At 62.3% G+C, this 26,660-nt stretch carries 32 protein-coding genes; 18 read left to right on the forward strand and 14 right to left on the reverse strand.

What is annotated here, in order from left to right; all coding sequences use genetic code 11:
* Window positions 1–52: 52 nt before the first annotated feature.
* Both ACZ5U1_RS09945 and queF read right to left on the reverse strand, forming a co-directional pair.
* Window positions 53–421: an endonuclease domain-containing protein gene (locus ACZ5U1_RS09945; RefSeq protein ID WP_464778266.1), complete on the reverse strand. Its 369-nt coding sequence runs from the start codon at window positions 419–421 to the stop codon at window positions 53–55.
* Between the two features lie 141 nt (window positions 422–562).
* The gene (gene queF, locus ACZ5U1_RS09950; protein WP_464778267.1) at window positions 563–1,030 is read right to left on the reverse strand and encodes a preQ(1) synthase; all 468 of its coding nucleotides are present in this window, start codon (window positions 1,028–1,030) and stop codon (window positions 563–565) included.
* 101 nt (window positions 1,031–1,131) lie between these two features.
* Here queF and ACZ5U1_RS09955 point away from each other — a divergent pair, with 101 nt between their 5' ends.
* The 10 genes from ACZ5U1_RS09955 to ACZ5U1_RS10000 all read left to right on the forward strand — a co-directional run bounded on the left by ACZ5U1_RS09955 (window position 1,132) and on the right by ACZ5U1_RS10000 (window position 10,336).
* Entirely contained in the window at window positions 1,132–2,376 is a 1,245-nt protein-coding gene (locus tag ACZ5U1_RS09955; RefSeq protein ID WP_464778268.1) for a hypothetical protein, read from the forward strand.
* A 198-nt stretch (window positions 2,377–2,574) separates the two neighbouring features.
* Window positions 2,575–3,423 carry a 3-mercaptopyruvate sulfurtransferase gene (gene sseA, locus ACZ5U1_RS09960; protein ID WP_464778269.1) on the forward strand — a complete coding sequence of 283 codons (849 nt, stop codon included), beginning with the start codon at window positions 2,575–2,577 and terminating at the stop codon, window positions 3,421–3,423.
* Entirely contained in the window at window positions 3,420–4,628 is a 1,209-nt protein-coding gene (gene metC / locus ACZ5U1_RS09965) for a cystathionine beta-lyase (protein WP_464778270.1), read from the forward strand. Before sseA ends, metC begins: the two co-directional genes overlap by 4 nt.
* Window positions 4,625–5,890 carry a mechanosensitive ion channel family protein gene (locus ACZ5U1_RS09970; protein WP_464778271.1) on the forward strand — a complete coding sequence of 422 codons (1,266 nt, stop codon included), beginning with the start codon at window positions 4,625–4,627 and terminating at the stop codon, window positions 5,888–5,890. The genes metC and ACZ5U1_RS09970 overlap by 4 nt, the downstream gene beginning before the upstream one ends.
* A 170-nt stretch (window positions 5,891–6,060) precedes the next feature.
* Window positions 6,061–6,807: a TorF family putative porin gene (locus tag ACZ5U1_RS09975; RefSeq protein ID WP_464778272.1), complete on the forward strand. Its 747-nt coding sequence runs from the start codon at window positions 6,061–6,063 to the stop codon at window positions 6,805–6,807.
* A 111-nt stretch (window positions 6,808–6,918) separates the two neighbouring features.
* Window positions 6,919–7,434, forward strand: coding sequence for a sterol desaturase family protein (locus ACZ5U1_RS09980; RefSeq protein WP_464778273.1), 516 nt, complete (start codon window positions 6,919–6,921; stop codon window positions 7,432–7,434).
* Between the two features lie 47 nt (window positions 7,435–7,481).
* Window positions 7,482–8,111, forward strand: a complete 630-nt coding sequence (locus ACZ5U1_RS09985) for a nicotinate-nucleotide adenylyltransferase (protein ID WP_464778274.1) — start codon at window positions 7,482–7,484, stop codon at window positions 8,109–8,111.
* 12 nt (window positions 8,112–8,123) lie between these two features.
* The gene (gene rsfS / locus ACZ5U1_RS09990) at window positions 8,124–8,513 is read left to right on the forward strand and encodes a ribosome silencing factor (protein WP_464778275.1); all 390 of its coding nucleotides are present in this window, start codon (window positions 8,124–8,126) and stop codon (window positions 8,511–8,513) included.
* A gap of 82 nt (window positions 8,514–8,595) precedes the next feature.
* Window positions 8,596–9,018 (forward strand): 23S rRNA (pseudouridine(1915)-N(3))-methyltransferase RlmH, encoded by a 423-nt coding sequence (locus ACZ5U1_RS09995; RefSeq protein ID WP_196224688.1) that lies wholly within the window; start codon window positions 8,596–8,598, stop codon window positions 9,016–9,018.
* 82 nt (window positions 9,019–9,100) lie between these two features.
* Entirely contained in the window at window positions 9,101–10,336 is a 1,236-nt protein-coding gene (locus ACZ5U1_RS10000) for a murein hydrolase activator EnvC family protein (RefSeq protein ID WP_464778276.1), read from the forward strand.
* Between the two features lie 108 nt (window positions 10,337–10,444).
* Here ACZ5U1_RS10000 and ACZ5U1_RS10005 read toward each other — a convergent pair whose 3' ends face one another.
* From ACZ5U1_RS10005 to coxB, 10 genes are all read right to left on the reverse strand, one after another.
* Complete coding sequence (locus ACZ5U1_RS10005) at window positions 10,445–11,314, reverse strand: class I SAM-dependent methyltransferase (protein WP_464771387.1); 870 nt, start codon at window positions 11,312–11,314, stop codon at window positions 10,445–10,447.
* On the reverse strand, window positions 11,311–12,711 hold the full coding sequence (thrC, locus tag ACZ5U1_RS10010) for a threonine synthase (protein WP_464778277.1): 1,401 nt from the start codon (window positions 12,709–12,711) through the stop codon (window positions 11,311–11,313). Before thrC ends, ACZ5U1_RS10005 begins: the two co-directional genes overlap by 4 nt.
* Window positions 12,712–12,755: 44 nt before the next feature.
* On the reverse strand, window positions 12,756–13,397 hold the full coding sequence (locus ACZ5U1_RS10015; RefSeq protein WP_464778278.1) for an SURF1 family protein: 642 nt from the start codon (window positions 13,395–13,397) through the stop codon (window positions 12,756–12,758).
* Window positions 13,394–13,555, reverse strand: a complete 162-nt coding sequence (locus ACZ5U1_RS10020; protein WP_464778279.1) for a hypothetical protein — start codon at window positions 13,553–13,555, stop codon at window positions 13,394–13,396. The genes ACZ5U1_RS10015 and ACZ5U1_RS10020 overlap by 4 nt, the downstream gene beginning before the upstream one ends.
* A gap of 72 nt (window positions 13,556–13,627) precedes the next feature.
* A complete protein-coding gene (locus ACZ5U1_RS10025; protein ID WP_464778280.1) occupies window positions 13,628–14,458 on the reverse strand; it encodes a cytochrome c oxidase subunit 3 in 831 nt (276 codons plus the stop codon).
* 43 nt (window positions 14,459–14,501) lie between these two features.
* Window positions 14,502–15,077 (reverse strand): cytochrome c oxidase assembly protein, encoded by a 576-nt coding sequence (locus tag ACZ5U1_RS10030; RefSeq protein ID WP_464778281.1) that lies wholly within the window; start codon window positions 15,075–15,077, stop codon window positions 14,502–14,504.
* Window positions 15,077–15,208: a hypothetical protein gene (locus tag ACZ5U1_RS10035; RefSeq protein ID WP_464778282.1), complete on the reverse strand. Its 132-nt coding sequence runs from the start codon at window positions 15,206–15,208 to the stop codon at window positions 15,077–15,079. The genes ACZ5U1_RS10030 and ACZ5U1_RS10035 overlap by 1 nt, the downstream gene beginning before the upstream one ends.
* Complete coding sequence (locus ACZ5U1_RS10040) at window positions 15,205–16,125, reverse strand: heme o synthase (protein WP_464778283.1); 921 nt, start codon at window positions 16,123–16,125, stop codon at window positions 15,205–15,207. The genes ACZ5U1_RS10035 and ACZ5U1_RS10040 overlap by 4 nt, the downstream gene beginning before the upstream one ends.
* Before the next feature lie 114 nt (window positions 16,126–16,239).
* The gene (gene ctaD / locus ACZ5U1_RS10045) at window positions 16,240–17,907 is read right to left on the reverse strand and encodes a cytochrome c oxidase subunit I (RefSeq protein WP_464778284.1); all 1,668 of its coding nucleotides are present in this window, start codon (window positions 17,905–17,907) and stop codon (window positions 16,240–16,242) included.
* Window positions 17,908–17,924: 17 nt separating this feature from the next.
* Window positions 17,925–18,941, reverse strand: a complete 1,017-nt coding sequence (gene coxB / locus ACZ5U1_RS10050) for a cytochrome c oxidase subunit II (protein WP_464778285.1) — start codon at window positions 18,939–18,941, stop codon at window positions 17,925–17,927.
* Window positions 18,942–19,222: 281 nt separating this feature from the next.
* Here coxB and pyrE point away from each other — a divergent pair, with 281 nt between their 5' ends.
* The 5 genes from pyrE to ACZ5U1_RS10075 are packed head-to-tail and all read left to right on the forward strand — an operon-like array spanning window position 19,223 to window position 22,977.
* Entirely contained in the window at window positions 19,223–19,804 is a 582-nt protein-coding gene (pyrE, locus tag ACZ5U1_RS10055) for an orotate phosphoribosyltransferase (RefSeq protein ID WP_196224698.1), read from the forward strand.
* 5 nt (window positions 19,805–19,809) lie between these two features.
* Window positions 19,810–20,547 (forward strand): pyridoxine 5'-phosphate synthase, encoded by a 738-nt coding sequence (locus tag ACZ5U1_RS10060; protein ID WP_464778286.1) that lies wholly within the window; start codon window positions 19,810–19,812, stop codon window positions 20,545–20,547.
* Window positions 20,544–20,945, forward strand: coding sequence for a holo-ACP synthase (gene acpS, locus ACZ5U1_RS10065; protein WP_464778287.1), 402 nt, complete (start codon window positions 20,544–20,546; stop codon window positions 20,943–20,945). Before ACZ5U1_RS10060 ends, acpS begins: the two co-directional genes overlap by 4 nt.
* Before the next feature lie 32 nt (window positions 20,946–20,977).
* Window positions 20,978–21,874, forward strand: coding sequence for a signal peptidase I (lepB, locus tag ACZ5U1_RS10070; RefSeq protein ID WP_464778288.1), 897 nt, complete (start codon window positions 20,978–20,980; stop codon window positions 21,872–21,874).
* A 23-nt stretch (window positions 21,875–21,897) separates the two neighbouring features.
* Entirely contained in the window at window positions 21,898–22,977 is a 1,080-nt protein-coding gene (locus ACZ5U1_RS10075; RefSeq protein ID WP_464778289.1) for an AI-2E family transporter, read from the forward strand.
* Window positions 22,978–23,031: 54 nt separating this feature from the next.
* Here ACZ5U1_RS10075 and ACZ5U1_RS10080 read toward each other — a convergent pair whose 3' ends face one another.
* Window positions 23,032–23,592, reverse strand: coding sequence for an FKBP-type peptidyl-prolyl cis-trans isomerase (locus ACZ5U1_RS10080; protein WP_464778290.1), 561 nt, complete (start codon window positions 23,590–23,592; stop codon window positions 23,032–23,034).
* Window positions 23,593–23,666: 74 nt separating this feature from the next.
* Window positions 23,667–23,873: a 30S ribosomal protein S21 gene (gene rpsU, locus ACZ5U1_RS10085; protein WP_004208618.1), complete on the reverse strand. Its 207-nt coding sequence runs from the start codon at window positions 23,871–23,873 to the stop codon at window positions 23,667–23,669.
* 222 nt (window positions 23,874–24,095) lie between these two features.
* Between rpsU and ACZ5U1_RS10090 the strand changes: the two genes are divergently transcribed.
* The 3 genes from ACZ5U1_RS10090 (at window position 24,096) to ACZ5U1_RS10100 (ending at window position 26,606) form a co-directional block, all read left to right on the forward strand.
* A complete protein-coding gene (locus tag ACZ5U1_RS10090; RefSeq protein ID WP_464778291.1) occupies window positions 24,096–24,854 on the forward strand; it encodes a class II aldolase/adducin family protein in 759 nt (252 codons plus the stop codon).
* 68 nt (window positions 24,855–24,922) lie between these two features.
* Complete coding sequence (locus ACZ5U1_RS10095) at window positions 24,923–26,173, forward strand: putative DNA modification/repair radical SAM protein (RefSeq protein WP_464778292.1); 1,251 nt, start codon at window positions 24,923–24,925, stop codon at window positions 26,171–26,173.
* Between the two features lie 76 nt (window positions 26,174–26,249).
* Window positions 26,250–26,606 carry a hypothetical protein gene (locus tag ACZ5U1_RS10100; RefSeq protein ID WP_443020046.1) on the forward strand — a complete coding sequence of 119 codons (357 nt, stop codon included), beginning with the start codon at window positions 26,250–26,252 and terminating at the stop codon, window positions 26,604–26,606.
* Window positions 26,607–26,660: the final 54 nt, after the last annotated feature.

The raw sequence follows: 26,660 nt of genomic DNA on the forward strand, positions 1-26,660 counted from the left end.
CCGGACGGCCATTGCCACGATAGCTGCGGGATCGAACCTTTCTCGCCTGCGGTCAAGCGGTTGGCTGAACTTTGTTGTTCGTTTGTTTAACAGGGAGGGCTTGGCGAATGCTCTCGAGCACACCATCGAGATTCTCGATGACCTCATGATTCCAGAAGCGGATCACGGAATAATCCTGCCCCTCCAGAAAGCGCGTACGCGACAGGTCAGCCTCATCGCCGTGCTGGCCTCCATCGACTTCCACGATCAGGCGATGTTCAGCGCAAAGCAGATCGACGACATAAGGACCTATCGTTGCTTGCCGCCGGAACTTGAACCCGTCCAACTGCCGATTGCGCAAAGCGGCCCAGAGTCTCTTCTCACACTCCGTCGCATTCCGCCGCAGCGTCGATGCATTGGGATTGGTGCGCCGTACCCCCATAGCTCGCCCCACCCTCACCCAACCCTCTCCCGCCAGCGGGAGAGGGCTTTCACCTCCTTCTCCCGCTGGCGGGAGAAGGATACGCAGCCTTGCCGACAAAGTCGGCTAGGCGAAGTTGGATGAGGGTGGATGAGAGCAACCTCAACCCCGCCCCCGATACCCCGGCACATCCTGCGCAGGCAGCCAAAGCCCGGCAGGCGGCTCACCCGACTGCCAGAACACATCGATCGGAATCCCCCCGCGCGGATACCAATATCCGCCAATCCGCAACCACAAAGGCTGCATCTCGGCAAACAGCCGCTCGCCAATCCCCACCGTGCAATCCTCATGGAAAGCAGCATGGTTGCGAAACGCCCCCAGAAACAGCTTCAACGACTTCGATTCGACGATCGTCGCGGCGGGCGCATAGTCGATCACCAGATGGGCGAAGTCGGGCTGCCCCGTCACCGGGCAGAGCGAGGTAAATTCCGGCGCCGTAAAGCGCACCAGATAGGGCTTCCCCGGACGAGGGTTAGGCACATAATCGAGAACCGCCTCCTCTGGGCTCGCAGGCAGCGCACTGCTCTGCCCCAGATGGATCGGCGTCATGCTTTGGGGTATATCGGTCATGACCGGCCATCTACGCCATTGCACGCCTAATGTCACCGCAACCTGATCCCGCCATGCCATTCACCTCCCGTTCAGCGTCATCATTGCCTTGGCTGCATGCCATGGGGATGCGTCCTGCCATCTTGATCGCCTTGCCGCTGCTCCTGGCCACGCCTTCGCTCGCGCAGGAACAAGGCGGCAGTGATCCCGTCTTCACCCTGCCGCGCACGTCCCAGCCGCCTGCCGATCCCAGCAGACAAGGCCCGGAACTGGACGTATTTCGCGGGGCGCCGGTGACGCCGCCAGCCAGCACGCCTGTCATCACTCCGCCTCCACCAGTCGTCGCGCAGCCGCAGCCCCAACCCGCAGCCCCAGTCCAGCCGCAGCGCCCCGCCACAACAGCGCCACGCCCGGCCCCCGCTGAACCTACCGCCCCCGCCCGCGAGCCTGAAGGCAGCAGCGCCGCGCCCCAGCCTTCGGCTCCGCAATCCCCGGCACCCCAGTCCCCGGCACCGCAGCTCGCGCCATCAGAGCCCGCACCGCAAGCCGCCCCTCCCGCAGCGCCCGCCACTCCCGCCGCCGAACCCCCGCTCCGCGCGCCTGCCGACGCCTCTTCCTGGGGTTGGATCGCTGGCGCCATCGCGCTCCTCGCCGCAGCGCTCGCCGTCGCCTGGCTCTTCCTGCGCCGCCGTCCCGAAGAAGAGCCGCAACCGTATGAAGCGCCGGAGGCCGCGCCAACGCCTCCGCCTCCCGTGGCCAAGCCAGCAACCACAAAGCCAGTTCCTGTACCCCCCGCGCCAAAGCCCAAGGCGCCACCTCCCGCACCCGCCGCGGCAACCGCCGAGCGGCCATGGATCGACCTGACGCTGGAAGTCCGCAGCGCCCGTCTGTCGTTGATGGGCGCCACCATCGGCTACGCTCTGACCCTCCACAATCGCGGCAAACGCAGCGTGGACGACATTCTGATCCGCACCTTCATGGCCAATGCGGACGCCAACCAGCAGGCGCAGCTACAGCAGTTCTTCGCCGGAACCGTGGGCCTGCCCGCTCATTCCGCCGTCTCGCTTGCCCCAGGACAGAGCTACAGCCTGACAGGCGAGCTACGCCTCCTGCCCGACCAGATCACCCCCCTGCAGATGGGCGATCGCGCGCTGCTCATCCCGCTCGTCGCCTTCGACGCGCAATATCGCTGGTCCGACGAACCGGATGGCGCTCCTGTCGGATCAGGCCGCACCGGCCGCGCCTTCATCGTCGGACAGGAAAAAACCCCGCCCGCCGATCGCCTCGCCCCCTTCCGCGTCGATCAGGGGCCACGCCAGTTCCGCACCCCCGGCAGCCGCGCCACCGCGCTCGAACTGGCGAGCTGAGTATCCCCAAAGCCCCCTACACACCTCGTTATCCCAGCGCAGGCTGGGATCTCAGGCCAGTTCACGCCACCCCTCCCGAGATTCCAGCTTCCGCTGGAATGACGACCTAACAATAGGGGGAGACGAATAGCCCAACACCCTTCCCACACCCCCATCACCCGCCTAAAAAGGTCGCCACGCACCAACAAAAGAGGCGGCATGGACATCCTCATCTCCACGGACAGGCTCGCAGCAGAACTGGGCAAGGACGACCTCAAGACACTCGACGCCAGCCTCTTCCTCCCCGGCACGCCACGCGATGCCCGCGCCGAGTTCGAAGCCGCCCACATCCCCGGCGCCGCCTATCTCGACCTCCCCAGCCTTTCCGATGCAGACGACCCGCGCCCCGGCATGTTGCCGACCGACGCCTTCATGACCGAACGCTGCCGCGCGCTCGGCATCAACGCGGACAGCCGCATCATCCTCTACGACAACAGCCCCACGCACAGCGCTGCCCGCGCATGGTGGATGATGCGCCTCTATGGCGTGGGCAAGTCCGCCGCGATCCTGGACGGCGGCCTCCCAAAGTGGCTCGCGGAAGGCCGCCCGACGGAAAGCGGCTGGCCCGTCATCCCGCGCGGAGACGCCACCGCCCGGCGCGCGGAGGGCCAGGTCCGCACCAAGGAAGACCTGATCACCAATCTCGACAGCCATACAGCCCAGGTCCTCGACGCGCGCGGCGCGGCCCGCTTCACCGGCGAGGAAAAGGAACCCCGCCCCGGCATGGCGTCCGGCCATATCCCCGGCTCGCTCAACGTCCCGTCCGCCTCCCTATTCAACGCCGACAACAGCATGAAGAAGGGCGAGGAACTGCGGCAGCTTTTCATCGACGCGGGCACCGATTTCTCCCGCCCGATCATCACCAGCTGCGGCAGCGGCGTGACGGCGGCGATCCTGCTCGCGGGCCTTGAGCTGCTCGGCAAGACGGACGTCACCCTCTATGACGGCAGCTGGTCGGAATGGGGGCTAGATCCCTCAACGCCAAAGGCGACGGGTCCCGCCGCATGAGCAAGGACCGCAAGCCGCTCACCCAGTTGGCGCAGGCCGGGCGCAAGGCGGAATGGACTGGCATGCCCGGCCAGCCCGGCGCCATCGTCAACCCGCCGGTCTGGCGCGCCTCGACCATCCTCTATGACGATGTCGCCCATCTGCGCAGCGCCGCGCGCCGCAGCACGCACGAACGGCTCTTCTACGGCCGCAAGGGCACGCCCACAGCCTGGAGCCTCGCCGACGCGCTCACCGAGATGGAGCCCGGCGCGGAAGGGACGATGCTCTTCCCCTCCGGCGTCGCCGCGATCGCCTGCGCGCTGCTTTCGGTCCTGAAACCCGGCGACCAGCTGCTCATGGTCGACAGCGCCTACGACCCCACCCGCAACTTCTGCGAACAGATGCTAAAACGTTACGGTATCGAAACGATCTATTACGACCCCCTCGCCGATTCCGTTTCAATTCGCCAACTCCTTAATGAAAACACCCGCGCCATTTTCCTGGAAAGCCCCGGCAGCCTGACTTTCGAAGTGCAGGACATCCCCGCCATCACCGCCCTCGCGCGGGAAAAGGGCATCGTCACTCTCCTCGACAATACCTGGGCCACGCCCTTCTTCTTCCCCGCCCTCGCCCACGGCGTCGATATCACCGTCCTCGCCTGCACCAAATATATCGTCGGCCACAGCGACGTCATGCTCGGCTCCGTCACCGCCACCCCTGAGCATTTCCCGAAGCTCCGCCAGACCGCCTATCTCCTCGGCCAAATGGTCAGCCCCGACGACGCCTGGCTCGCCAGCCGCGGCCTCCGTACCCTCGGCGTCCGCCTGAACCAGCATCAGGACAGCGCACTCCAGATCGCCCGTTGGCTCGCCGAACAGCCCGACGTCGCCCGCGTCCTCCACCCCGCACTGCCAAGCTGCCCCGGCCATGAAAATTGGGCGCGCGACTTTTCCGGTTCCAGCGGCCTCTTCAGCTTCGTCCTCAAGGGCGGCAGCGAAGAAGCCCGCGCCGCGTTGATCGACGGCCTAGAACATTTCGGTATCGGCTACAGCTGGGGCGGTTTCGAAAGCCTGGCCTTGCCCGTCGATCCAGCACGCTACCGCACCGCCACCATATGGCAGGCGGAAGGTCCTCTCGTCCGGCTACAGATCGGGCTTGAAGATCCCGCCGACCTCATCGCCGATCTTGATGTCGGCCTCGCCCGTTTCCGCAAGGTACGGGGATGAGCCGGGGTTTCCCCAACCTCCTGGCCCTGCTGCCCGGAAATCCGGCCATCGTTCATCCCCTTGTTGCACTCACGATAGCGGCGGTTCTGTTCCTGATCGCCGATGGGATCGCCCATATCGCCGCCCCGCGCCTGCGCCGCCGGGCACGACCATTAGGGGAGGCATTGGCCGGACATTTCCGACCCATCCTTCGCCACAGCCTTGGAAGCGGTCTTTTCGCCCTGGCTGTCATGCTTTGGCCGGTCGACGCGCTCGCCCACCTCATCCTTGGCGGAGCCTTCGCGCTCTCCGTCGCGTTGCTCGGCATCCATATCCTGCGCAGCCTAGCCATTCCGCGCTGGGCTGTCGTTCCGCTGGCCTTGTTGCTGTTCGTCATGATCCTTTCCGGCAGCAGCGGCGGCTTCGCGCCCGTTGCCGACATGCTGGACGGCATCGGCATAGACCTTGGCAAACGGCGGATCACCTTGCTTGGCCTTGTCAGCACCGCCGCGATCTGCGTCCTGCTCTTTGCGCTGGTGCGGCTCGCCAATCGTCTGTTCGCCCGCAGCATCGACCGTGCCAAAGGGCTCGATCCCACGCAAAAGCTGCTCGCCCAAAAGCTCGCCGCCATCGCGGCCGTCGTCGCCGCCTTCTTCATCGGCGTCGATCTGCTCGGCGTCGACCTTACTGCTTTTGCCGTCTTTTCCGGCGCGCTGGGCCTGGCCGTCGGCTTCGGCCTGCAAAAAACCTTCGGCAATCTGTTCGCCGGGATCATCCTGCTCATGGACCGCTCGATCAAGCCGGGCGACGTCATCGTTGTCGGCGACAGCTTTGGCTGGGTGAACAAGATCGGTGTTCGCGCCGTCTCCGTCCTGACCCGCGATGGTAAAGAGCATCTGATCCCGAACGAAAATCTGATGACGCAGGAGGTGGAGAACTGGTCCTATTCCGATCGCAATGTCCGCATCCGCATTCCAGTGGGCATCGGTTACGACAGCGACCTCAAGCTCGCGCAGGAGCTGATGCTACGCGCCGCGCAGGAAAGCCCACGCGTCCTGCGCAATCCCAAGCCCAATGTCTGGTTGACGGGCTTTGGCGAAAACCGGGTCGAACATGACATATTGGTGTGGATCAGCGACCCGGAAGGCGGCGTCGGAAGTGTCAAATCGGACGTGCTGAACCGCCTCTGGCTGTTGTTTCGCGAACATGGGATCACGATCCCCTATCCACAGCGGGTGGTGCATCAGGCCACGCCAAGCGCTCAGCCTTTTGTTGCAGAGTAGCAACATTACGGACGTAAAAGACAACCAATAGCAATAATTTCTTGTGCAGCGCGGCATGCGTCGGCATGTCGTGCCTGTTCAGGTCATCCGATCCGGCCCTTTGTGGGAATAGAGAATGCGGAATCCTGACGCAGGCGGGACCATCGCAGAAAACCACCAAGGGGAATCCAATGCGTAAGTCCATTCTCGGCCTCTCGGCCGTCGCTCTCGCTGCTCTGTCCGTCCCGGCACTCGCCCAGGACGAGGCTACGCCCGCGCTCACCGTCACCGGCAACGCTGCCGTAATCAGCGACTATCGTTTCCGTGGCATTTCGCAGACCGACAAGCGTTTCGCGCTGCAGGGCGGCATCACCGTCACCCATGAATCGGGCTTCTATGTCTCGACCTGGGGCTCGTCGATCGATGACTATGTGGCCGCTGGCAGCGACCAGGAACTCGACCTGATCGCAGGCTATTCCAAGACCATTGGCGCCGCGACCGTCGATGTCGGCGTGCTCTATTATTACTTCCCCGGTTCGGGCGGTGCGAACACCGACTTCGTTGAGCCCTATGCTTCGATCAAGGGCACCTTCGGCCCGGCGACGGCTAAGCTCGGCGCCGCCTATGCGCCCAAGTCGCGCGCCCTTTCCGTCGATGGCGGCCTGACCCGCGAAGACAATCTCTATGTTACGGGCGACCTGTCGGCCAGCATTCCCAACACGCCGCTGGGCGTTTCGGCGCATCTGGGTCACAGCTTCGGCCCCAGCTACCTGACCATCGGCAAGGAATATACGGACTGGAACATCGGCGCGACCTACACCTGGAGCCACCTGACCTTCGGCGTCAGCTATGTGGACACCGACAAGTCGCTCTACAGCCCCAGCGGCCGTAACATCAGCAAGGCTGGCGTAGTGGGTTCGATCACCGCCTCCTTCTGATTTCTTCGATTATAGAATGAAGAGGGCCGCGATCTCGATGATCGCGGCCTTTTTCGCGTCCGCAGTTATACGGGGTCGCGTACCTTCATTCGCCCGTTTATACAGGGCGCCATGTCCGCGTTCCTGCTGTTCCTGATCTTCGCCGCCACCGTCACCGCGATGGAGGGCTTTGCCTATGTCATGCATCGTTGGGTGATGCATGGGCCGGGCTGGTTCCTGCATGCCAGCCATCATCGTCCCCGCAACGGCATGTGGGAAGCGAACGACCTCTATTTCGTGATCTTCGCGCTCCCTTCGATCCTGCTGCTACTGGGCGGCGTGCAATGGGGCTGGGGCGATTGGGCAACAGCCTGCGGCGCGGGGATCGCGGCTTACGGCCTCATCTATCTCGGCTTTCATGACATCCTCGTCCATCAGCGGATCACCCACCGCCATGTTTCCCGCTCGCCCTATATGAAGCGGATCGTTCAGGCGCATCGGCTGCATCATGCGGTCGAAACCCGGGAAGGCTGCGTCAGCTTCGGCTTCCTGGTCGCGCCGCGGCCGGAGGAGCTGAAAAGGCAACTGGCGCAGGGGGATCGGCGGAAGGGCGTGCGGAAGGCACGCGGCCTCATGGAAGCAGAGTGAGCAATCGGTTCATTTCTGGCCCTTTGGCAGCGACGGCGGCAAGCTGAATGGCACGCATCGGCCTTTTGGGCGGCTCTTTCAATCCGGCGCATGGCGGCCATCGCGCAATCTCGCTGTTCGCTGCGAAGGCGCTGCGCCTGGACGAAGTCTGGTGGCTGGTCTCGCCGGGTAATCCGCTCAAGCCCCGTGCTGGCATGGCGACCCTCCCCGTACGCCTCGCCCACGCCCGCCATATTGCTCGACGCGCGGCGATTCGGCCCACCGCGATCGAGCACGCGCTGGGCACCCGATACACCGCCGATTCGCTAAAAGGGATCAGACACCGCTTCCCCCGTAATCAGTTCATCTGGCTGATGGGCGCGGACAATCTCGCCCAGTTCGGCCAGTGGAAGGATTGGCGCGGCATCGCGCGACAGATGCCCATTGCCGTGATCGCCCGTCCCGGCTATGATGGAGTTGCCCGTGGCTCTGGGGCCATGGCCTGGCTGCGGCGTTTCGTCCGGCCCGCGCGCCAGAGTGCAGACTGGACGGATTGGAGACCGCCGGCGCTTGTGCTTTTGCGCTTTCGCCCTGATCCAAGATCGGCGACCCTGCTGCGGCAGGCGAAACCCCTCTGGCATCGCGAATATGAACATGCACGCGTGCGCGATCCGCTCACGCGCCGGTTGATTGTCTAGAATGGAGCATTTTTGACCAGACCACATCCTGCCAACGACCCGGCCCATGATGCCGACAGCGTTGCCGCCCTGCACGACCTTGTCCTCAAATCGCTCGACGATGACCAGGCGCAGGAAACCATCTCCATCCCGCTTGAAGGCAAGAGCAGCATTGCCGACCATATGGTGATCGCCAGCGGGCGTTCATCGCGTCAGGTCGCGTCGATGGCGCAGAAGCTTGCCGAGCGCATCAAGCAGGCCACCGGCCGCTCCGCGCGGGTCGAGGGGTTGCCGGTCGCCGACTGGGTGCTGATCGATGCAGGCGACGTGATCGTCCACCTGTTCCGGCCCGAAGTGCGCAGCTTCTACAATCTGGAACGCATGTGGGGCTTTGTCGACGCGCCGGTAGCTGGCACGGCCTGAAGGCTTTTGCTGCATCGGCTTGTTTTCGCCGATGCATGCACCCCTTCGACAAGCGCGCACTGACCCGTTAGGAGCGTGATCCATGCTCCTCCACATCATCGCGCGCGGCAAGATCGGACGTTCGGCCGAAGCGGAACTGGTCGAACGTTATGTGAAGCGGCTGACCATGCCGCACAGGATCACCGAACTGCCCGACCGTGGCGGCAAGCTGCCGCCCGCTCCGACTGGCACGATCACCGTGATGCTCGACGAGAAAGGCCGCCAGCTCAGCTCCATGGACTTCGCCAAGCGGCTCGAAGGCTGGCGAGACCAGGGCGCGCGCGAATGCCGCTTCCTGATCGGCGCGGCCGATGGCTTCGACGACGAAGCCCGCGCCGGGGCTGACCTGCTGATCGCTTTTGGCGCGATGACCTGGCCCCACATGATGGCCCGCGCCATGCTGGCCGAACAATTGTGGCGCGCCTGTTCCATCCTTTCGGGCCACCCCTATCATCGCGAAGGCTGATGCCGCCACCGCTCGACATGGATGGTCGTTTGCGCCTAGTCAGATGTCGCCGGTCGCCAGCAGGACCGGCAGGGGGCAAGGGGTGAAAAGGTCAACAGCCTTCGCAGCGATCATCGGCGGCGCAGCGGTCATCGCCGCCGCGCGCCTGGCGGCGGCTCCTCAAGCAGGCATCATCCTGGGCGGCACGGGCGAAACCAGCCTGCGTCAGGAACAGGCTGCGCTGAAGGCGGCCCGCATCCAGTCCGAACAAGCGCGCGAGCGCTCCCAGCGGTTGGAACAGCAGGCAACGGCCGCGCGGGACGAGGCCGAACAGGCGCGCCGCCGCGCCGCCGCCATGGCTGCCCGTATCCAGCAGGCCGAGGCTGACATTCAAGCGGCCCAAGCGCGTATCGCGATCATAGCCCGCATGCAGCGTTCGCAAGCAGCACGGCTGGCGGCCAAGCAGGAGCCGGTTGTCCGCTTGACCGCCGCTCTCCAGATGATGGCGCGGCGGCCTTTGGCCCTGGCGCTGGTGCAGCCGGGGTCGCTGAGCGATGCCGTCCACATGCGCGCCGTGCTGGGACAGATATTGCCCGTCATTCAGGAGCGAACAGCGGGCTTGCGCGCTGAACTGGAGCGCAGCCGTGCCTTGCGCGAGACCGCCGAGCAGGCCGCCGCTTCACTCGCGCAAAGCCAGGCTGACCTCCGCAATAGCCAAGCCGCTTTACGCAGCTTGGAAACGCAAAAGCGGCTGGCGGAGAGGGACTATCGCTCCAACGCCAATCTGGAGAGTGACCGCGCTCTCGCCCTGGGTGAAAGAGCCCGCGACATCGTCGATCTGATGGATCGCCTCCAGGCGGCAGGTGATCTACGGGAAGAACTCGCAGCGCTCCCCGGCCCGCTGCTCAGGCCAGCGCGCCCCGACCTCGCCATGGCGCCCGCACAGGCAAGGCAGCGCAGCGTGGGCGGACCTCCACCCTATCGCTTGCCGGTGATGGGCCAGCTGGTCACTGGCATGGGCGAATTGTCGGAAAGCGGCGTCCGGTCGCGGGGCCTCACTATCGTCACCCAGTCGGGCGCGCTCGCCGTCGCGCCTACGGCGGGGCGCGTCGTCTTCGCAGGGCCTTATCGCGGCTACGGCCAGATCATGATCCTCGATCATGGCGGCGGCTGGACCACATTGATCACCGGATTGCATCGGCTTTCCGCCGCCGTGGGCGATGATGTGCGACAGGGTGATCCACTGGGCAACGCCGGAAGCGGGCGTCCGACCATCACGATCGAACTGCGTCGCAATGGCCGTCCCGTCGATATCGTGCCGTTGGTCGGGCTAGGCTGAAAGCGCTAGAGCATCGTGCGCAAAAGTGGGAACCGGTTTTGCGCTTAAAACGATGCGATAACAAAAAACTAGAGCGCGCGATCTGCGTCCGATTAAACGCAGCGCGCTCTAGCGCCGCCAGCGCGCCCAGATGGCCGTCGGCAACTCCAGCCCTCTCGCTTCCTCGCGCACGGCCAATTCGCCCGCTTCGACCGTGCCCGGAAGGTCGGCAAAGGCCTGCTTCAGAAGTTCCCCAATCGCCAGCGCGGACATGCGCACGGCGTATACGGTCAGGAAAAGGAAGCGACTGTCGGCATCCAGCAGGCGGCGGCAATCCGCGATCAGCCGAGGCAGATCCTCTTCCAGTCTCCAGATTTCACCGTCCGGCCCACGGCCATATTTAGGCGGGTCGAGCAATATGCCGTCATAGCGCCGCTCTCGCCGAACCTCGCGAGCTACGAACTTCGCGGCATCGTCAACGATCCAGCGAACCGGGCGGTCTTCCATCCCCGACGCGGCGGCATTGGCCCGCGCCTGCGCGACCGACTTCTTGGACGCATCAACATGTACCATCTGCGCGCCGGTAGCCGACATCGCCAATGTGCCGACACCGGTATAGCCGAACAGGTTCATAATCTGCGGCTGCTCCAGCCCGGCCGTCTGCTCGCGCATCCAGTTCCACACCGGCGCCATATCGGGAAAGAAGCCGAGATGCCGGAAAGGCGTGCAACTCGCCTGAAACGTCACCTCATTCCAGCTGAGCGGCCAGCCTTCGGCAGGCACCGGGCGATCATAGAACCAGCGCCCCCCGCCCTCTTCGTCCGAACCGGGCACGAATTCGCCATCGGCTTGCCAATCCGCGCTCGCAGGCGCCCACATCGCCTGCGGCTCGGGCCGGATGAAGCGATAACGGCCATAGCGTTCCAGCTTGCGCCCGTGACCCGAATCGAGCAGGCCATAGTCGGCCCACGGCTCACCGATGAGCGTGTCGAGCTTCATGCTCGCGGCGTAGCGCGCTCCGCGACATAGGCGGTGATCGCCTCAAAGGTCGCGGGCAGCTTGGCATAGGCTTCCTCACGGGCGAACAGGTCACCCATGCGGGCAGGCAGAGGCGGACGAAGCCCGGTGGCGCGCTCCACGGCCTCGCGGAACTTGGCCGGATGCGCCGTCGCCAGCGTGACGATCGGCACGCCTGCCTCAACCTCCATCTCGCGCGCGGCGGCAAGGCCCACGGCAGTATGGGGGTCAATGACCTGACCCGCTCCGTCAAAGGCCCAACGAATCGCCATGTTCATTGCGTCGCCATCGACACGCGCCGAGGCGAGCAACTTCGCCGCGCCAGCCCGCTGCGCATTGGTGAGGCGCATCGCCCGGCTTGTTTCGAACCCCTTCATCTGCTCGGCCAGCGCCGGGCCGCCACGGCCACCCGCGTCGAACAGCAGTCGTTCGAAATTCGAACTGATCTGGATATCCATGCTGGGCGTCGCTGTCTGAACGACCTGACCCTGGCTATAGTCACCGTCCGCCAGCGCGCGGTGCAGAATGTCGTTGACGTTGGTCGCGACCATCAGCTTCGCAACCGGAAGCCCCATCTGCGCCGAGACATAACCAGCGAACACGTCGCCGAAATTACCTGTGGGGACCGAAAAAGCGACCTGCCGCTCCGGTGCGCCAAGCCTTACGGCGGCGTAGAAATAATAGACCACCTGCGCCATCAACCGCGCCCAGTTGATGCTGTTCACCGCCGACAGATTGAACTTCTTCGAAAAGGCAGGGTCGTTGAACATCGCCTTCACGAGCGCCTGCGCATCGTCGAAGCTGCCCTCGATCGCGATATTATGGACGTTGGGCGCGCGCACCGTGGTCATCTGGCGCCGTTGTACGTCGGACACGCGGCCTTCGGGGTGCAGCATGAAGATGTCGATCTTCTCGCGTCCTGCAACGGCGTCGATCGCTGCCGACCCCGTGTCGCCCGACGTCGCACCGACAATCGTCAGATGATCGTCACGGCGAGACAGGAACCGCTCGAACAGCTGCCCCAACAATTGCAGCGCGACATCCTTGAACGCGAGGGTCGGGCCATGGAAAAGTTCAAGCAGCCAGTGCTGGTGGTCCAGCTGCACCAGCGGCGTCACCGCGTTGTGGCTGAACCGGCCATAGGCGGCAGTGCATAGCTCGCGCAGTTCATCTTCGCTGAGCGAGCCCGCGACATAGGGGGCCATGACGCGAACGGCGGTTTCCACGTAGGAAAGCCCGGCGAGCGCGCGTATGTCCGCCTCCGAAAAGCGCGGCCAGCTTTCCGGAACATAGAGGCCGCCATCGGACGCCAGCCCTGCCAGCGTCACATCCTCGAAACCCAGCGCAGGCGCGCTTCCCCTGGTGCTCACATATTGCATGATGGGGAAGCGCGGTAACGAGGCTGGAGCGTTGGAGCAAGCCTTTACGACGGATCGGCCGGTGGAGGCACCCGCTTGCGAAGCGCAAGGACGTAAATGACCACGGCCACCGCAGCGAAGAAGAACCATTGGATGGCGTAAGCGAGGTGGTTGTTCGGAACGTCGTTGACGCTCGGCGGGGCAACCGGTTTCAACCCTTCCGGCGCGCGCTCCGCGATCAGCATCGGCCGCAGCGGAAGAACATTAGCCGTGAACCGCGACAACAACGTCCGGTGATCAGGCTCTTCGGATATCCAGCCGGTGACCTGCCCACCTTTCCAATTTGGCTTCAGGTCCGGCTGCTTGGCGACGCCCAAAGCGACGAGCGCGCCAGGCCCTTCTGCCCCGGTAGCGCACTGCGCGATATAGCGGTAGCCGACCGATCCATCGGCAGCCCGTCCCGCTTCCGTCTGCCAGCCAACGACATTCAGGCAATGAATGGAAGAGCGCCTGAACAGCAGCACGGGCGGAACAGGTGGCATTTGCGGGAAGCTGACAGTTGGCTTAGCTGGATTGGCCGACGCTAGGGCGAGCATCGCCTCCTTCTCGCCGCGGCGTTGCAACTGCCAGATGCCAAGGGCGATCATGACCAGCACGGCCCCTGCCACGATAATGCTGGCAAAAAGAGGGATGCGACGCGCGGTCATGGCGTGGTCGCCGACGCTATGGTCGCCCCGGCCAAAGCGGACGGGCCGAGCTGCCGGAAGGCAGGCGCGGCGCTCATATTCGACGGCCGGACGCCGGGCAGAGAGACGCAGGACGGCTGGAAGAGCGCTGGTGTGGAAAGAAGCATGACGGCAGGCATAATTATCTTCCGTCTAAAAGAAAACGGCCGGTTATCACCGGCCGTTTTTGCTTGATGGATAAGACAGAGGCCTTAGCCGCCGTGCATCGGAGCGCCCCAGCCGCCCCACACATAGATGGCGACGAACAGGAACAGCCAGACGACGTCGACAAAATGCCAGTACCAGGCAGCGGCCTCAAAGCCGAAATGCTGGCGGGGTGTGAAGTGCCCCTTATAGACGCGCACCAGATTGACGATCAGGAAGATCGTACCGATCAGAACGTGGAAGCCGTGGAAGCCCGTCGCCATGTAGAAAGCCGAGCTGTAGGGGCTGCCGCCGAACGGGAACGGCGCGTGCATATATTCATAGGCCTGGATCGAAGAAAAGAGCAGGCCGAGGATCACCGTCAGCCACAGGCCGGTTTTCAGACCTTCGCGATCTCCATGGATCAGCGCGTGGTGCGCCCAGGTGACGGTCGTGCCTGAGCAGAGCAGGATCAACGTGTTGAGCAGCGGCAGCTCAAACGCGTTCATCACCTCGATACCCTTGGACGGGAACAGACCTTCGATCGGAGCAAGCTGGCTCGGGAAGAGCGAGAAGTCGAAGAACGCCCAGAACCAGCCAACGAAGAACATGACTTCCGAAGCGATGAACAGGATCATGCCGTAGCGCAGATGCAGTTGCACAACAGGCGTATGATCGCCCGCATGCGCCTCTGCGATGACGTTTGCCCACCAGCTGTACATGGTGAACAGCACGCCCGCGACGCCGATCAGAAATACCCAGCCACCGCCGGCAGGCATGGCATCAGGGTGCATCCACATGATCGCGCCCATCGCCATTACCAGCGCCGACATGGACCCGAATAACGGCCAGATGCTGGGCGGTAGAATGTGATAATCGTGCTGCTTGGCGCCTGCCATGACGTACTCTTCCCTGTTCGCGTTCGCGTTATCGTGGATTGCCTTAGCTCGGCTTCTTGTCCTGCTCAACAGGATAGAAGGTGTAGCTTAGCGTAATTTGCTGAGTGTCCCTATTGTCTGGATCATTCAGTATTTTGGGATCAACATAATAAATCACCGGCATGCGGACCTGCTCGCCTGGCTGCAATGTCTGCTGAGTGAAGCAGAAACACTGGATTTTGGTGAAGTAAGCACCAGCCTGGGTCGGCGTCACGTTGAAGCTGGCTGTGCCCGTAACCGGCTTGTCCGACATGTTCTTCGCGATGAAGATCGCCATGTCGCGCGCGCCAACGGTCACCGTATCCGTCCGGTGTTCGGGATAGAATTGCCACGGCATGCCCGGTTGGACATTGGAATCGAACCGGATCGACATTGTGCGGCCGACCGCAGGCCGCAACTTGACGTCAGCAGCGGCGCGCTGCGTCGTGCCGCCAAATCCCGTCTGCTGGCAAAAGATCCGGTAGAGCGGGACCGACGCGAAACCGAGCCCGAGCATAGCCAATCCTACCGCTGCCATAGTCATGAGCGTGCGGCGGTTCCGGCGATCCCGGTCAAAGGGCGACGGCGGCAGATTAGCCATTATTGGCCCGCACCGATTTTCGCGATCGTAATCGCGTAAAAAAGAATGACGAGCGCCCCGAGCAGCAGCCCGGTGATAATGGCACGCGACTTCTGCCGACCGCGTACCTGCTCCTCTTCCTCGGGCGTCATGCCAGCAACCAACGGTCGATGACAACCGCTCCAAACAGAAGGAAAAGATAAAGGATCGAATATTTGAACAGCCGGCGTTCCGGACCCATGCGGCTGGGATCCATTTCACGCCGCCGGAAGACCTGAAAGGCGAAGATCACGAACAGCGCAGTCCCGAGCAAGGCTGTGAGGCCGTAAATCAGACCGGTAAGACGAAGCAGCACGGGTGCCATTGCTGCGGCAGCCATGATCGCCGTGTAGAACCATATCTGACGGCGTGTAGCGACTTCACCAGATACCACTGGCAGCATCGGAATGTTTGCCGCAGCATAATCGGTCTTCACGAACAGCGCGAGCGCCCAGAAATGAGGCGGCGTCCAAAAGAATGTGAGCATGAAGAGCACGACTGGGAGCGCGCTGACATCACCTGTGACCGCGGCCCAGCCGATAACGGGGGGGAAGGCGCCCGCAGCGCCGCCAATGACGATATTCTGCGTCGTCCGGGGCTTGAGCCAAATAGTGTAAATGAAAACATAGAAAAGAATCGACACCGCCAGGATGGCAGAGGCGAGCCAGTTCGTCGCCACGCCCATCAGCAGGACCGAGAAGAAGGAAAGGCCGACGCCGAAATGAAGCGCCGACTGCCGGTCCATCCGGCCAGCGGGCAGCGGACGGTTAGCGGTCCGCTTCATCTTTGCGTCAATATCCGCCTCATACCATTGGTTGAGCGCTGCGGCTGCGCCAGCGCCCAGCGCTATGCACAGGATGGCGGTGAAGGCGAGCACGGGATGGATTTGACCGGGCGCAGCGAGCAGCCCGCAAAGACCCGTGAAGACGACCAATGTCATCACGCGTGGCTTGGTTAACGCGACAAAGTCGCGCCAGTGCGCGGGAATTGTGGGAGCGGCGCTCCCGGTCATGAACGGCGAACTTGCCATATGCTCCTCGTGCGGCAGCCCGGCGCCATCACGGACGCCGGGACTGCTAATTGCGGGTTCGCGCTGTTGGTCGCCACCCTGCACCCTGCGAGATGCTTTCTTTCTCGCCGGTCGTCAGTCGATGACCGGCAATGTTTCGAACTGGTGGAACGGCGGCGGGCTGGGCAGCGTCCATTCCAGCGTCGTTGCACCTTCACCCCAAGGATTACCTTCAGCCTTCTTACCCGCAGCGAGCGACCAGAAGACGTTGATGAAGAAGATCAACACGCCCACGGCCATGATTTCATATCCATGGCTGGCCACGCTGTTCCAGTATGCGAAGGCTTCCGGATAGTCAGGGTAGCGGCGCGGCATGCCCGACAGGCCGAGGAAGTGCATGGGGAAGAACAGCAGGTTCACGCCCACGAAGAACACCCAGAAGTGCAGGTGACCGAGAAATTCGCTGTACATGCGACCCGACATCTTCGGGAACCAATAGTAAAAGCCCGCGAAGAGACCGAAAACGGCGCCCAGCGACAACACATAGTGGAAGTGGGCGACAACATAATAGGTGTCGTGCAGCACGTCATCGACGCCGCCATTTGCCAGGACCACGCCGGTGACACCGCCCACGGTGAACAGGAAGATGAAGCCCAGCGCCCAGACCATGGGGGTCTTGTAGCTGATCGAGCCGCCCCAAATCGTCGCGATCCACGAGAAGATCTTGATGCCGGTGGGAACGGCAATGACCATCGTCGCGGCCGTGAAGTACATCTTCACGTTCACCGACATGCCAGTGGTGAACATATGGTGCGCCCAGACGACGAACCCGACGACGCCAATCGCGACCATGGCATATGCCATGCCGAGATAGCCGAATACTGGCTTACGGCTGAAGGTAGAGATGATCTGGCTGACGATACCAAAACCAGGCAGGATCATGATGTACACTTCAGGGTGCCCGAAGAACCAGAAAAGATGCTGGTAAAGCTCCGGATCGCCACCCCCGGCGGCATCGTAGAAAGTGGTGCCGAAGTTACGATCGGTCAGCAGCATGGTGATCGCGGCGGCAAGAACCGGCAGCGCGAGCAGCAGCAAGAAGGCAGTGACCAGCACCGACCAGACGAACAACGGCATCTTGTGCAGGGTCATGCCCGGCGCGCGCATGTTCAAAATGGTGGTGATGAAGTTGACGGCGCCCAGGATGGAGCTGGCACCCGCGATGTGGAGCGACAGGATAGCCATATCCACTGCTGGCCCCGCAGAACCGCTGGTCGAGAGCGGAGCATAGACCGTCCAGCCCGTGCCCGCGCCATTACCCGTACCACCAGGAACGAAGGTCGAACCGAGCAGCAGAGCAAAAGCGGGGATCAACAGCCAGAAGCTGATATTGTTCATGCGCGGGAAGGCCATGTCCGGTGCACCGATCATGATCGGCACGAACCAGTTACCAAAGCCACCGATGATGGCGGGCATGACCATGAAAAAGACCATGATCAAGCCGTGCGCCGTGATCAGCACGTTCCAGAGGTGATAGGCCTGATCGAGCGTGGCCGAGGGGCCATCCGTCATCTGCGCCCAGGTGTGGAGGTACTGAATGCCAGGCTGCGCCAGCTCAGCGCGCATCAGACCCGAAATCGCGCCGCCGATCACTCCAGCAAGGATCGCGAAGATCAGATAAAGAGTGCCGATGTCCTTGTGGTTCGTCGACATGAACCAGCGCTGGAAGAAGGCTGGCTTGTGATCGGCGTCATGATGATCATGAGCATGATCGCCGTGATGATCTGCGGTAATGGTGGTCATGGCGTTATGCCCTTACATCAAAGCTTTTCGGCGGGGGCGGCGGCAGGCGCTGCGGGAGCAGCAGCCGTAGCTGCTGCGTCAGCGCCCTGAAGCTTGCCGCCCTGCGAGAGAACCCACTGGTCGAACTGGGCTGGAGGCAGCGCCTCGATCGCGATCGGCATGAAAGCGTGGCGCGCGCCACACAGTTCGGAACATTGCCCGTAATAGACACCCGGCTTCTCGATGGTGAATGTCTTCTCATTGAGACGGCCAGGAACCGCGTCCATCTTCACCCAGAGCGAGGGTATCGCAAAGGCGTGAATCACGTCAGCCCCAGTGATGATAAGCTTGATCGGGCGGCCAGCGGGAAGAACCATGCGATTGTCAGGCGCGAGCAGATAAGGCTCGCCATTTGCCTCGGCCTTTTCCTTGGGAAGCATGTTCGAGACATATTCAGGAATGCCGTTGTCGGGATATTCATAGCCCCAGTACCACTGATAGCCGGTAACCTTCACGGTCAACGCATCCTTGGGCGCAGGCTTGTACTGGTCTGCCAGCAGGCCGATCGAAGGCACCGCGATCACAAGGAGGATCACCACGGGAACCACGGTCCAGATCACTTCGATCAGCGTATTATGCGACGTCTTCGACGGCACCGGATTGGCACTGCGACGGAAACGAACCATCACATAGAGCATCAGAAGAAGCACGAAGACCGAGATGATCGTGATGAGCGGCAGGAGCAGCACATCGTGCAGCCAGCGCGCGGTATGACCCGTGGGGCTGAACTGTTCCTGCAGGGTGATTTCGCCGGGGCGCGGCATGCCAATGCCTTCGGTCGGCTTCATACGGGGCGGCGCGGCAACCTTGGCCGCAGGCGCGGCCTCGGCAGCCGGAACGGCCGCATTGGCGCCCGAGTCGGCCGGTGCGGCGGCACTGCCCGCTGCGGCGGCTGCGACGGCGGCATTGTCCTGCGCCAGCGCCTGACTGTTCACCACCGCTGCCGGCGCAAAGGCCAGCAACCCGGCGAGAACGAGCGATTTCACCATTTTCATAAGCGTCTTCTTACCCCGTAACCCCTTGGCGCCGCTGCAACGAAGGCGCGCGCATACGCATCCCCCCCCGCCCGGTCGGTCTGCCGCGGCTTATAGGCATGCTTTTTTCCTGCCTCAAGCGGGCAGGAGCAGATTTTCTTCGCTGTTGCAACGCCCCGGTCGTCCGCCTATCTCGCACCTCGCGCGCAGGGGCGCGTTCATGGGCATTACCCATATTAAAAGTTGATGTGCCGGATGGCTTCGAAATAGGCCTGGGCATGTACTAATGGATCGAAGAACGGATGACCGACGAGGAAGTACTGGCAGAATTCAGGGCCGCAGGGGCGCTGCTGGAAGGGCATTTCATTCTGTCCTCCGGCCGCCGTAGCGCCAATTATCTGCAATGCGCGCGGGTATTGATGAACGCCGAACGCGCAGGCGGCCTCGCGCGTGCAGTCGTGCAGAAGCTGCCCCGCGAACTGCGGCAGGACATCGACCTTGTCGTCTCGCCCGCCATGGGCGGCCTTATCATCGGCCATGAAGTCGGGCGCGCTCTCGACAAGGATGCCGTCTTCCTGGAACGGCCCGAGGGAAAATTCGAGCTGCGGCGCGGCTTCGCCATAACACCAGGCCAAAAAGTGCTGATGGTCGAAGACGTCGTCACGACCGGCCTGTCGTCGCGCCAGGCGATTGAAGCGGTGGAGGCCGAAGGCGGCATCGTTATCGCCGAAGTAGCGCTGGTCGATCGATCCGCAGGCGAAGTGGATCTGGGCGTCCCCTTCTACCCGCTCGTCAGCATCAATTTCCCTGTATATGAAGCAGATGATGTCCCGCCGGAACTAGCGGCCATCCCCGCGATCAAACCTGGAAGCCGGAAACAATAGGCATCATGCAGCAAACTCCCGCCCACCTGCGCCTGGGTGTCAACATCGACCATGTTGCCACCATCCGGAATGCGCGGGGGGGAGAACATCCTGATCCCGTCAAGGCGGCGTTGCTGGCCGTGAAGGCGGGAGCCGATGGCATCACCGCGCACCTGCGCGAGGATCGGCGGCACATCCGGGACGAGGATATCGCCACGCTGATGGCGGCTCTTACCGTTCCGCTGAACCTGGAAATGGCCGCAACGCGGGAGATGCTGGACATTGCGCTGAAGCATCGGCCGCATGCGGCATGCATCGTGCCTGAAAAACGCGAGGAGCGGACAACGGAGGGCGGTCTGGATGCGGCGGGGCAGATCGAGGTGCTGCGACCGATCGTCGGCGCGCTGGGGAACGCGGGGATTCGCGTCAGCCTTTTCATTGAACCCGATCCAGCGCAAATCGAGGCAGCGATGCGCCTGGGCGCGCCGGTGGTGGAGTTTCACACCGGGCGCTATGCGCATATTTCCGGCTCAGCGCGCGCGGAAGAGCTGCGGCGCATCTCCGATGCTGCGGCGCTTGCGGCCAAAAATGGTATCGAACCCCATGCTGGTCATGGCCTCACTTTCGACAATGTAGGCCCGGTGGCGGCAATTCCGCAGGTGGCCGAACTCAACATCGGCCACTTCCTGATTGGCGAGGCCATTTTCAGCGGGTTGGAAAGCAGCATCCGCGAAATGCGGCGGCAGATGGACCTGGCGCGTTGATCATCGGCCTCGGATCCGACCTATGCAACATCGAGCGGATCCAAAATTCGCTCGATCGCTTTGGTGAGCGGTTCGAGCAGCGCGTTTTTACCGAGGTCGAGCGCGCCAAGGCAAACCGCCGCCCGTTCACCAAGGCAGGGACGCTCGCCAAGCGTTTCGCCGCCAAGGAAGCCTTTTCCAAAGCCGTAGGGACGGGCTTTAATCGTGGGGTGTTCATGAAGGACATCGGCGTCGTCAATCGCCCCGGCGGCGCACCGACGCTGGAACTGACTGGCGGCGCGCTCGCACAGCTTCAAACTATGCTACCCGATGGACACAAGGCGGTCATTCACGTCACGCTAACCGATGATCATCCATGGGCGCAGGCATTTGTCATCATTGAGGCCTTGCCCCAGTGACCACGGCACCACCAGCATCCGAGAAGCCATCCATGACGGCAGCCGACATGAGCGAGAACGACCCGCTTTCCACAGAAGAACCGGCGGCGGCATCGCCAGCCCGAACGGACAAGAGTGCGATCGACTGGTGGCATGAGGTGAAGAGCATCGCGCTTCTGATTCTGGCGGTCCTGGCCTTTCACAGCTTCGTCGCCAAACCCTTCTACATTCCGAGCGAGTCCATGATGCCGGTGTTGCTGAAGGGCGACCGACTGGTGGTCAGCAAATTCCCTTATGGCTGGTCCTATGTTTCGCCGAGTTTCCACCCCCTGCCCTTTCTGAAGGGCCGCATTTTCGGCCGCCTGCCCGAACGGGGCGACATCGTCATCGTGTCACCGCATAACCGGCGGGAAGACTATATCAAGCGGGTTATCGGCCTGCCGGGCGACATCATCGAGGTTCGGGGCGGACAGGTCATCCTGAATGGCACCGCTGTTCCCCAGAAGGCGATCAAGCCGGTCCTGATCCCGATCGATGGCAACGCCCCCTGTTCCCCCACCCAGTTCCCTGGCGCCCGCATCACGGGGGTGGACGGGCGGGAATATTGTCAGTTGCCTGTCCGGCGGGAAATCCTGCCCAATGGCAAAAGCTATGTGACGATCGACATGGGGCCGAGCGCGCTGGATTGGTATGGTCCGGTGCGCATTCCCCGCGACCATGTCTTCCTGATGGGTGACAACAGGGACAATAGCGCCGACAGCCGCGCGCCGCTTGAGGAGAATGGCCTTGGGGGGCCTGTTCCTTGGGAGGCGATTGGCGGACGGGCCGAATTCATTACTTTTTCACTCGACGGCAATTCCAGCTGGAATCCCGTGACCTGGATTCACGCGCTGCGTAGTGGCCGGGCGGGGAACCGCTTACGCCCGGAGAGCGTTCCACCCCCGAAATAATACATCTGCAAAGGGGCTGGTGATTGAGCGGCAAACACGTGCACATTGAGCAACCGGGTCCGAGCGAACTGCGCAGCCCGCTCGTTCAACATGAGATAAAACGCGCGGGTGTGTGGATCGCCATGGCGGTCGCCGTCGCACTGCTAGCCTTGCTTGCGCAGCCGATCATGCTCATCCTTGGAGCCTTGGTCCTGGCCACCATGATGGACGGCGGCACTCGGCTGCTCGGCCGCATATTGCCGGTCGGCCGAGGTTGGCGCCTGACGATCGTGCTCCTCTCCATACTGCTGTTTCTAGCTTATACATTTTACCTGACAGGGGCGAGTTTGGCTGCGCAGGCGCAGGCGATGCGGACGATCATAGAGACACAGGCCACCCGCATCGGTGGCTGGATGCAGCAACTGGGCGTGACGACGACACCCAATGATTTCAAGAGCCTCGCTACGCAGGCTTTCAATTCTATCGGTCGGGTCACTGCGGCGGTCGGCACCGTCATGGGCGCCGTCACAAGCGGCGTAATGATGCTGGTGCTGGCGATTTTCATTGCGGTGGAGCCGCGCCTTTATGAGCGAGGCGTCGCATGGATGCTGCCCATGAGCACCCGCTTAAGCTTCTATAATGTCGTCGACAGGATGGGGTGGACGCTGCGCCGTTTGATGTTCGGCCGTCTGATTGGCATGGCGGTCGAGGGCGTTGGAACTTGGCTGCTGTTGCTCGCGGGGGGCGTCCCAATGGCTGGCCTGCTCGGAATCCTGACCGGGCTGTTCGCTTTTCTGCCGAACATCGGGTCGATCATATCGGGCGTATTGATCGTACTCGTCGGATTTTCGGCGGGGGTCGATGCCGGAATCTATGCCTTTTTCGTGTATCTCGTAGTGCAGATCGTCGATGGTTACCTGATCGTTCCCATGGTGGCGAAGCGGGCAACCGACCTTGCCCCCGCGCTGGTCCTGGCTGCGCAGATATTGTTCGGCGCGCTGTTTGGAATAATGGGCCTGTTCCTGGCCGACCCGATCGTGGCGATGATCAAGGTCTATCTCGAGGAACGGTCCAAGGCGATCAGTGATGATCCCGAATCAAAGGGGATTGTCGTCACCGAATAGAAAAGGGTCCGAAAACCGGACCCTTTTCTATTCTCTTACCTTTCGGCGATGCGATCAGCGGCCGGGAAGGGGCGCAGGAGCCGCGCCCTGCTGCATCATCTGCTGCATCCGCATAATGTCGGCCTTCGATTTGAAATCGTGCAGTTGAACATCGAAGACCAGCACGGAATTGGCGGGGATAGGTCCAGCCGCCTGTTCGCCATAGCCGAGCTGCGGCGGAATCCAGAGACGGTACTTGCCGCCCTTCTTCATCTTCTGCAGACCTTCGGAAAAGCCCGGCACAACGCCATCGACCGGCATCGCGGTCTGGGCATTTTCGTCGAAGACGGTGCCGTCGAGCAAAGTGCCCTTATATCCCACCAGCGCCACGTCCGCTGCGGTGGGGCTGGGACCAGTGCCCTCTTCCAGAACCTTGTACTGGAGGCCCGATTCGGTCGTGACCACACCTTCCTCCCCAGCATTGCGGGCGAAGTAGCTGGCAGGCGAAGGCTCGACCCCGCGCTGCCCAGCCCAAGCCAAGCCGCCTGCGGCAATCGCCACGGCGGCAACGCCGATCCAGAGGCGCGTCAGCGACCCCTTGGCGATGGGACGAAGGGGAACAGCGGTCGTGGACATGGACCTAAGCCTCGCGATGCGGATGATCAGCAGAAAGAGGCGGAGAAACCGCCGCCCCTTAGGAGATGGGCGTCTTAACGAACGCCGTCACGCTCAGCGCGCTTGCGCTCCAGCTTGCGCGCGCGGCGAACCGCAGCGGCCTTTTCGCGGGCGCGTTTCTCCGAGGGCTTTTCGTAGTGACGGCGCAGCTTCATCTCGCGATACACGCCCTCACGCTGCAGCTTCTTCTTGAGCGCGCGCAAGGCCTGGTCGACATTGTTGTCGCGAACGATGATTTGCATAATCCAGTCAAACTCCAGTCGAAAACGGGCGGTTCGTCAGGAAACAAACCCTTCCCGACGGGCCTACCGAAAGTAATAGCAATGAGTCGTCGCAGGGCAGCCTGCGCCGTGTGGGGCGCGCCCTACCAGCAGAGTCGGCCAAATTCAACCCCAAAGCCGTTTCGCTCGACAGCAGCGCCGCCGGGGACGATAGTTACGACGACAGGGTAAAGGAGGACCACCATGGCAACCGCCGCTTCCGCTGATGACATACCCATCGAAGAATGGAAAGCGCGCCAGCAATTGGCTGCATGTTACCGCATATTCGACCACATGGGATGGTCAGAACTTATCTACAATCATATCACCCTGCGCGTGCCCGGTGACGACAGCGCGTTCCTGATCAACCCGTTCGGCTTGCTTTATTCCGAGGTGACGGCGTCCAACCTCGTCAAGATCGACATTGATGGACACATACTGGACGGCAGCCCCTATCCAGTGAACCGCGCCGGCTTCACCCAGCACAGCGTCTTCCACCGCCACCTGCCCGATGCTCATTGCGTCATCCATACGCACACCACCGCAGCCATGGCGGTCAGCGCGACAAAGGAGGGCCTACGTCCAACCAACTTCTATGCCGCCGCCTTTGCCGGGCGAATCGCCTATCACGATTTTGAGGGCATCACGCTGCGGCCCGAGGAAGGCGAAAGACTGATCGCCAATCTGGGCGACCGCCGACTAATGATGCTGCGCAACCACGGCACCTTGGTCATGGCTGACACCCTTCCCAAAGCCTTCCTCATGCACTGGATGCTTCAGCGGGCCTGCGAGATACAGGTAGCGACGGGTTCTGCGGGCACACCCATCGACATTCCGGACGAAGTAATAGCCGTGCATCAGCGTGATATCAGCGGCGTGCAGTTACCGGCAGGTCCGGGCGTTCCTGATTTTGAGGCGATGGTTCGGTTGATCGATCGGATCGATCCAGGATGGAAAAACTGATGCCGGACTCAACGCAATTCGCAATCTGGATCAAAGACAAGTGGAGGAAAAGAACATAACATGAACTAATGGCCGCCCTTTCTATTCCGCAAAAGCTGAAAATCCTCGCCGACGCGGCCAAATATGATGCATCATGCGCATCCTCCGGAACGAAGAAGCGCGATAGCCTGTCAGGGCGGAAGGGCGGGCTAGGATCAACCGAAGGCATGGGTATCTGCCATGCTTATGCGCCTGACGGGCGATGCATATCGCTGCTCAAGATTTTGCTGACGAACAGCTGCATCTTTGATTGCCACTATTGCATCAATCGCCGGTCGAGCGACGTTCGCCGGGCGCGCTTCACCGTGGGCGAAGTGGTCGAACTGACGCTGAGCTTTTACCGGCGCAATTATATCGAAGGGCTTTTCCTTTCGTCCGGCATCATTCGATCACCCGACTATACGATGGAACAGCTGGTCGGCGTCTCCCGGGCACTGCGGGAAGAACATGATTTTCGCGGTTATATTCACCTCAAGACGATCCCGGATGCCGATCCGGAACTGACGCATCAAGCGGGTCTTTTCGCTGACCGGCTGTCGATCAATGTCGAGATGCCGACCGAGCAGGGCCTTCGGCGACTGGCGCCCGAAAAAGATGGAGGACGCATCGAAGGCGCGATGAAGGGGCTGCGCGCGGCCATCGAAGACACGCGCGACGCCAGAAAGCGCTACCGCCATGCGCCGCGATTTGCCCCTGCGGGACAATCCACGCAGATGATAGTAGGTGCTGACGATGCGGACGACCGGGCCATCATCCGGCGTGCGCGGTCTCTATATGACCGCCATGCTCTTCGGCGTGTCTATTACAGCGCCTTCTCACCCATTCCCTCGCCGAGCAGCGTCCTTCCGTTAAAGCGTCCTCCACTGCTGCGCGAACACCGCCTGTATCAGTCGGACTGGATGATGCGCTTTTATGGCTTTTCAGTGGATGATCTTGAGCAAGCGACCGACCCCGCAACGGGGCATTTGCCCCTCGACATTGATCCCAAGCTGGCCTGGGCGTTGCGGCACCGGGCCATATTTCCGGTAGATGTGAACCGCGCCCCACGGGAGATGTTGCTGCGGGTGCCGGGCCTTGGTGTAAAAGCCGTCGATCGCATATTGGCGAGCCGCAGGGTCCGCCGCCTTCGGCTGGACGATGTCGCGCGGGTAACAAATTCGATTGCCAAGCTTCGGCCCTTTTTGATCGCCAGCGATTGGAGGCCGGTTCACCTCACCGACAAGGCCGACCTTCAACGGCAGCTCGCCCCTCCCCCTTCGCAACTGGAGCTTTTCGACTGACGGTAGTTTTCCTTATTGATAAGTGCGGCACTTCGTGATTTCTTGAGATTTAATAAAGGTCGAGGGGAAGGCGCTGGTGGCAACGGCATTTAACAAGGATTCAGCACGATCTCATGGCGGGCGGTATGCCAAGCGCATGAGCAGCCATCTGGCCATTGCGCTTGTCGTTTTCTGCCTTCTTCAGATCGGTATCGTCGCCAGGATGGGCGGCTCACTGGTGTTGCACCTTGCCCTGATCATCGCAATCGGCGGCTTTGCAATGGTGGCGAGGGACATGGAACGCCGGTGGGAATTACTGGATGAAAGCGGCCTGTCGATGTCGGGCCTGGACCTGCGCTTTCGCAGGGATGTGGCACAGGTGTGGCTGACCAGCATCGCTAGCAGCCTGCTGTGGATACCGGTTGCGATCATCTTCCATTTCCTGTTCGGCTGAACCAGCGGACCCAAAGCTCCTCGCCTTTCGTTGTGTCCTCTAAATCAAGAGGAG

The sequence above is a fragment of the Sphingobium sp. TomTYG72 genome, assembly GCF_055394715.1.

Coding starts and splice junctions, on each gene's coding strand:
- ACZ5U1_RS09945 (WP_464778266.1), bottom strand. CDS start 421: ATGGGGGTACGGCGCACCAATCCCAATGCATCGACGCTGCGGCGGAAT.
- queF (WP_464778267.1), bottom strand. CDS start 1,030: ATGACCGATATACCCCAAAGCATGACGCCGATCCATCTGGGGCAGAGC.
- ACZ5U1_RS09955 (WP_464778268.1), top strand. CDS start 1,132: ATGGGGATGCGTCCTGCCATCTTGATCGCCTTGCCGCTGCTCCTGGCC.
- sseA (WP_464778269.1), top strand. CDS start 2,575: ATGGACATCCTCATCTCCACGGACAGGCTCGCAGCAGAACTGGGCAAG.
- metC (WP_464778270.1), top strand. CDS start 3,420: ATGAGCAAGGACCGCAAGCCGCTCACCCAGTTGGCGCAGGCCGGGCGC.
- ACZ5U1_RS09970 (WP_464778271.1), top strand. CDS start 4,625: ATGAGCCGGGGTTTCCCCAACCTCCTGGCCCTGCTGCCCGGAAATCCG.
- ACZ5U1_RS09975 (WP_464778272.1), top strand. CDS start 6,061: ATGCGTAAGTCCATTCTCGGCCTCTCGGCCGTCGCTCTCGCTGCTCTG.
- ACZ5U1_RS09980 (WP_464778273.1), top strand. CDS start 6,919: ATGTCCGCGTTCCTGCTGTTCCTGATCTTCGCCGCCACCGTCACCGCG.
- ACZ5U1_RS09985 (WP_464778274.1), top strand. CDS start 7,482: ATGGCACGCATCGGCCTTTTGGGCGGCTCTTTCAATCCGGCGCATGGC.
- ACZ5U1_RS09995 (WP_196224688.1), top strand. CDS start 8,596: ATGCTCCTCCACATCATCGCGCGCGGCAAGATCGGACGTTCGGCCGAA.
- ACZ5U1_RS10005 (WP_464771387.1), bottom strand. CDS start 11,314: ATGAAGCTCGACACGCTCATCGGTGAGCCGTGGGCCGACTATGGCCTG.
- thrC (WP_464778277.1), bottom strand. CDS start 12,711: ATGCAATATGTGAGCACCAGGGGAAGCGCGCCTGCGCTGGGTTTCGAG.
- ACZ5U1_RS10015 (WP_464778278.1), bottom strand. CDS start 13,397: ATGACCGCGCGTCGCATCCCTCTTTTTGCCAGCATTATCGTGGCAGGG.
- ACZ5U1_RS10020 (WP_464778279.1), bottom strand. CDS start 13,555: ATGCCTGCCGTCATGCTTCTTTCCACACCAGCGCTCTTCCAGCCGTCC.
- ACZ5U1_RS10025 (WP_464778280.1), bottom strand. CDS start 14,458: ATGGCAGGCGCCAAGCAGCACGATTATCACATTCTACCGCCCAGCATC.
- ACZ5U1_RS10030 (WP_464778281.1), bottom strand. CDS start 15,077: ATGGCTAATCTGCCGCCGTCGCCCTTTGACCGGGATCGCCGGAACCGC.
- ACZ5U1_RS10035 (WP_464778282.1), bottom strand. CDS start 15,208: ATGACGCCCGAGGAAGAGGAGCAGGTACGCGGTCGGCAGAAGTCGCGT.
- ACZ5U1_RS10040 (WP_464778283.1), bottom strand. CDS start 16,125: ATGGCAAGTTCGCCGTTCATGACCGGGAGCGCCGCTCCCACAATTCCC.
- ctaD (WP_464778284.1), bottom strand. CDS start 17,907: ATGACCACCATTACCGCAGATCATCACGGCGATCATGCTCATGATCAT.
- coxB (WP_464778285.1), bottom strand. CDS start 18,941: ATGAAAATGGTGAAATCGCTCGTTCTCGCCGGGTTGCTGGCCTTTGCG.
- pyrE (WP_196224698.1), top strand. CDS start 19,223: ATGACCGACGAGGAAGTACTGGCAGAATTCAGGGCCGCAGGGGCGCTG.
- ACZ5U1_RS10060 (WP_464778286.1), top strand. CDS start 19,810: ATGCAGCAAACTCCCGCCCACCTGCGCCTGGGTGTCAACATCGACCAT.
- lepB (WP_464778288.1), top strand. CDS start 20,978: ATGACGGCAGCCGACATGAGCGAGAACGACCCGCTTTCCACAGAAGAA.
- ACZ5U1_RS10080 (WP_464778290.1), bottom strand. CDS start 23,592: ATGTCCACGACCGCTGTTCCCCTTCGTCCCATCGCCAAGGGGTCGCTG.
- rpsU (WP_004208618.1), bottom strand. CDS start 23,873: ATGCAAATCATCGTTCGCGACAACAATGTCGACCAGGCCTTGCGCGCG.
- ACZ5U1_RS10090 (WP_464778291.1), top strand. CDS start 24,096: ATGGCAACCGCCGCTTCCGCTGATGACATACCCATCGAAGAATGGAAA.
- ACZ5U1_RS10095 (WP_464778292.1), top strand. CDS start 24,923: ATGGCCGCCCTTTCTATTCCGCAAAAGCTGAAAATCCTCGCCGACGCG.